The 4875-nt window shown below is 36.3% G+C and carries 4 protein-coding genes and 1 pseudogene; 4 read left to right on the top strand and 1 reads right to left on the bottom strand.

Annotated features, from left to right (window positions below):
- From VXK47_RS06605 to VXK47_RS06590, 4 genes and pseudogenes are all read left to right on the top strand, one after another.
- A pseudogene (locus tag VXK47_RS06605) lies at positions 1–150 on the top strand (IS1380 family transposase); the annotation flags it as partial.
- 334 nt (positions 151–484) lie between these two features.
- A complete protein-coding gene (locus VXK47_RS06600) occupies positions 485–1120 on the top strand; it encodes a hypothetical protein (RefSeq protein WP_435547981.1) in 636 nt (211 codons plus the stop codon).
- Positions 1120–1341, top strand: a complete 222-nt coding sequence (locus VXK47_RS06595; RefSeq protein WP_435547980.1) for a hypothetical protein — start codon at positions 1120–1122, stop codon at positions 1339–1341. The genes VXK47_RS06600 and VXK47_RS06595 overlap by 1 nt, the downstream gene beginning before the upstream one ends.
- Before the next feature lie 90 nt (positions 1342–1431).
- A complete protein-coding gene (locus VXK47_RS06590) occupies positions 1432–2262 on the top strand; it encodes a hypothetical protein (protein ID WP_435547979.1) in 831 nt (276 codons plus the stop codon).
- A gap of 11 nt (positions 2263–2273) precedes the next feature.
- Here the strand turns inward: VXK47_RS06590 and VXK47_RS06585 are convergent, their stop codons facing one another.
- Positions 2274–4673 carry an Eco57I restriction-modification methylase domain-containing protein gene (locus tag VXK47_RS06585; protein ID WP_435547978.1) on the bottom strand — a complete coding sequence of 800 codons (2400 nt, stop codon included), beginning with the start codon at positions 4671–4673 and terminating at the stop codon, positions 2274–2276.
- Between the last annotated feature and the right edge of the window lie 202 nt (positions 4674–4875).

The raw sequence follows: 4875 nt of genomic DNA, 5'->3' as shown, positions 1-4875 counted from the left end.
CATCAAGTTCAAACTTTAAGATGGAAGCTATATGAAACGGCCGGCAAGATAGTTTTTCATGGAGGAGTTATATGGTTAAAAGTCAGGCGTCATTATCAAGCCCTGTTTTCGGAGATACGATTGAAAAGCTGGGAGTTTTCCGCCGGATAAAGGAAAAAAGAAATACAATGATTTGGAATCAAAGTGTAGAGGCGTCCAGATGGAGCCATAAATTAAATTTATTGGCAATATGGCCTGCTTTCACCTAATACAAAGGCTTATACAAAGAGTTTTTTATCGTCTGTACTGATTTTTTTTATTTGATAAAGCCAAAAGAGTACCTTTATGAAAAGCAATAGCGGATTTTGGGTCTTGCATTTAAGTTAAACTGATTATATAAAACAATCTAAAAGAACTAAAAGAAGCTTTACCATGACAAATGATATTGGAGATCGTTGTTTAGTATTATAATAATTCAGATAATACACAATAGAGATTTTAAAAAATGAGCAAATTAAAACCAATTGGGTGGAGTGCAGTCGTAGCCGGTAAATGGAACCCAGCTATTTTAACTCCAAAAGGAATTGCAGAACATATCTTTAACAAGACTGGTGATACTCCTATCGAAGTGTTAGTTCCTCTAGATGCTATGTCACCGGTTAAAGTTAAAATCGAGGGACTTATAATATCTGCTAATTTTGAAAGACTTGTTATAGAATGTGAAAATAATAATTGGGAATCACTTAACAAATCAAGGGAATATTGCCGTAAGGCGATAGAATCTTTACCGAAAACGCCATTATCTGCAGCGGGTTTTAATATTCGCTATGAGATAGAAGAACCAAAGCCTGAGTTTTTAAAACTGTTAGAGCCACAGATAGATGATAAAATATCCGATAATAGTCTAATAATATTAGAAAGAGAAATTCGAAGATCACTGTCTTGGAAAGAAGGTAATATTAACCTTCATATTGTAACGCAAGAGCCGGATCGTTGTATAATTTTGCTAAATTTTGATAGAAAATCTGCCGATAATTCGATACTAACGGACTGGCTATCTATATCAATTGAAGACGTCCTGGCGATTACCAAAAAAATAATGAGTTCAGTTCTTAAAATTTGTACGGAGGATGAATTATAATGCCTGATACATTTAATTACATTAAAGATTCAACATTTGTTGAACAGAATGAAATTCAGTACAGGTCTGCAAAGACTGAATCATCTCATAAAATAGAAAGAACATATCAACATTCATCGAAAATCCAATCGGTTCCAACTAGTCGCACTAGCGGGGAAATTAAGTTGCGCATTGCTCCAAGGGAAATTCCAGAGCCAAAAAATATAAGCTCCACAAGATAAAATAAATTTATAATCATGCATTGGACTTATGAAGAACTGAAGCCGGATTCTGATCTCCGTCAAGGGGACATACTAGAACCCACTGAAGCATTGACAGAGCTTTTCAGAGATGTTCATCCTCATTTTGCCCAAAAAAAGTATAGAGGTTTTCTTATAGTTACCCAATCATGCGATATGGTTAGAAGAAAAGACAAAGGGAGAAAATGTTCTACCACACACATAAACTTATCTGTAATACGTTCGTTAAGCGATATCATCAGTGATTCTCTTAAGGATAGATTTGGATATTTAGCACCGGGAATCTATGATAAACAAATGGAAAAAGCTGTGAGAGCTTTAGCTGAACGTCTAGTAAACCAAAACGAAAATACATTGGGGCTATTCTGCTTGCATCCCGAAATTGACTCCGGGATTTCAGTACATTCAGTTGCTATTTTAAGAGTTGCAATTTCGATAAAAGCTTCTTTGCACTATGGAAAACTCATTGCCGCAAGAGTTGGAAGGCTATCTGCAGAATTTCAACCGAAACTTGGCTGGATGGTTGGTAATTTATATTCAAGAGTAGGGGTTACAGATTGGAAAGAAATATCAGAAGATAAAAATACAAATTCTGAAGAAAAATTAATCACAGATATATTGGCTTTTAATAGAGATGAGCCTGTTTGGTTGGATAAACAAATATACCAAAGAATATTATATGAGAAACCTAACTTTGATAAGCTGCCAATCTCAGAACAAAAAGAAATTATACAAAAATTCCGGCCGGATTCTCCGAAAGATAAACTTATAGATATAATAATAGAAACTATTAAGAAGGTTATACCGGATATGACAGACGAACGTCTTAAAAAAATAAAAACCCGTTTAATAAACAATGTGCCATTTGAAGCTCAGATGAGAAAATACTCTAAATATCAATAAGTTTAGCTTTATCATTGCTTGCCCTCGATTATTCTGATTTCCTCAATTTCCTGCATTTTTTTCATTGCAATGCTCACCGGATGCGCCGGGTCGGAAAGCTCTCTATATACGTTTTCAATAATTTCCAGTTTCTTTTCTTCTGCCCAGTCATTATTAAACTCTGGCAAGTCTGTCAGATGCTTTAGCACTTCTGCATCTGCGGATTTGATTTCATCGGGGAAGTAGAGTTCATAAACCATAGCATCAATGAGGGATTCAAAGAAGGAAACATTGTTATCAGATTTCCTTATTTTTATTAAGCGGATGTAATCTACAATTGTTATGAAAGGTTTCTGGTCATATAATTCAATCCTTTTTATCGGAATCAAAGAAAGCGGTTTGTTAAAATATTCTCTGACTTTCCCTTTGGGTTTACCGATAAATCCATAAAACCAGTCGATGAGCTTAGAGTTCAGGAGTGCTAAAACATATTTGATATTTACATTGCTATCATTGATTACAATAGCCCGAATATCACCGCCATCGTTAAAATATTGAGCGTTGTCATAAGCAAAGCGATTATTTTCAGCTCTGTAGGGAACAACAATTTTTTCCTTCGCATCAAATACTGATTTATTCCTTGGGCGTTCAAGCCTATACCACGGATACAATCCGCTTGATACTTCATTTCTGTCTTCAAGAACATCTTTATATGACTCAAGGTATGAATAAATCTTCGGGAATCTTTTTATCTCTGTATGATTATCAACATAGATCAGATAATTTCCTCTGTCTCGAAGAGCATATCTATCAATATCGCCATTTTTTAAATTCCGCCTTAGAAGTTCTTTTTCAAATTTTTTTTCTTTCACAAGTTCGCTGGAGATTGTGAAAACAGTATTTTTGCCAGAAGTGGAACCTTTTTCGATTGTCGATATGCCACCTAATAATATAGAGCCGTTATTAAGCTTGTTAATAATCGAGGTAGTCGATTGATCTGCCATTAGCCAATCTGCTTCCAAATCGGTCCGGTTAACAGCAAAAGACCGAAGTTGCTCTTCGATATCACTTGAAGTTATTTTCTCATCGGTTGCAGCTTCGAAAAAAATGACTTCGGTTGACTTTGTTTCTTTGCATGAAATAGAGATGCAGGTATGAATGCTGGCCTGATCAAAAACCATATAATCTTTAAAGTTCAAAATCTTAACGATATGATTTTTCAAATACTTCCGTAAGGTTTTTGCATATTCGTTACCAAGATAATAGTTTGAAGTTATTAAAGTACAGCAGCCATTCCTATTCAGAAATTCAATGCCAAGATAAATAAAATAGTAAACAATGTCGTTATATCCGGTGTGAATATCTTTATAATGCTTTGATATATAACCATAGAGGTCTTTGCTGACAGTGTTCATGTTAAAATATGGAGGATTCCCGATTACTACATCGAAAACTCCTTCTCCTGCCTTTTCAGCTTTCAATCCAAACATCCACTCCGGTTCAAAGAATGGGCTGCTGGCATTCTGGTCATAAGGGTCAAAAGCTGCTATCTGCTCTGCGGATTTATTATCCCAGCCGTCTTTTACCAATAGTTCCGATATTTCTTTCCGGAGTTTTTTGTCTTTTTTCTGGCAATTCAGTTTATCTTTTCTGGTTTTTGCGCTGAAATATTTATGGCGTAACTCCTTTAGATCTTCTTCAAGTTTTTTTATTTCCGGATTCTGGATCTGCATTTGCTCGGGTTTGTCTATCCCTATCAGAGTATTTGCTGCAACAAACTTTGTTTCAAGATTTGGCAATGCCCGAATTCCAAGATTTTCTTTTACCTGCTGTTTTTTCTGGTCAACCACAAGGGAGATAAAAAATCGAAGTTTGGCTATCTGCACAGCAATTGGTTGAATATCCACGCCAAAAATGCAGTTTTCAATCAGGTATAATTTACGTCCGTAATCAAATTCATTATTGGCAAAAGCTTCTTCGATATCATTTATTGAATTATCGCGGATACATGCATCTTCTATATGTTTTGCTTTTTCTAACTGCCGTTCTTTCCACTGTTCATTATTGGGATCGAGTTTGTGCAGGATATGCACAAGCTTGTGAAGAATTCCCATTGGAAACGCGCCCGAGCCGCAGGCCGGATCAAGAATTTTGCATGTGTCTATAGCGTTGATGAGAACGGCAACCTGTTTTTTATCAAACAGATGTTCTTTTTCATTGTATTCAAACAGGAATGCTAATGCCACATCCGTATCGTCTGCATTCATGCCGGCTTCATTTTCCAGCTTTTGCTTCAGATACGCTTTCAGGGATTCATCCACCATATAATTGACGATTTCACGCGGTGTATAAAAGCTGCCGGTTTGCTTGCGGGCTGTGGTTTGCGTTTCAGGATTATAACTTGCGAGCAGGTTTTCAAATACTTTCCCCAAAAGTTCGGGATCAAGAGCAACTTCTTCTTCAATCGGAGTGTTTTCTGTTATGGTAAATTTATATCTAAAGTTTCACCGAAATGATGCATGGTTTACTCACGCGACCATCCGTAACAGCGCGTCCACGAAAGATTTTCGGGAGAGTTTCTGGTTTTTGTTGCAAACGGCATTAAAATCATCAGCCAACGCGGCCTTGGCGATG

Source organism: Desulfobacterium sp. N47 (assembly GCF_051233685.1).
Lineage (GTDB): Bacteria > Desulfobacterota > Desulfobacteria > Desulfobacterales > RPRI01 > RPRI01.
Note: the sequence above shows the minus strand (reverse complement) of the source record. Positions and strands in the feature narration are given on the sequence as shown.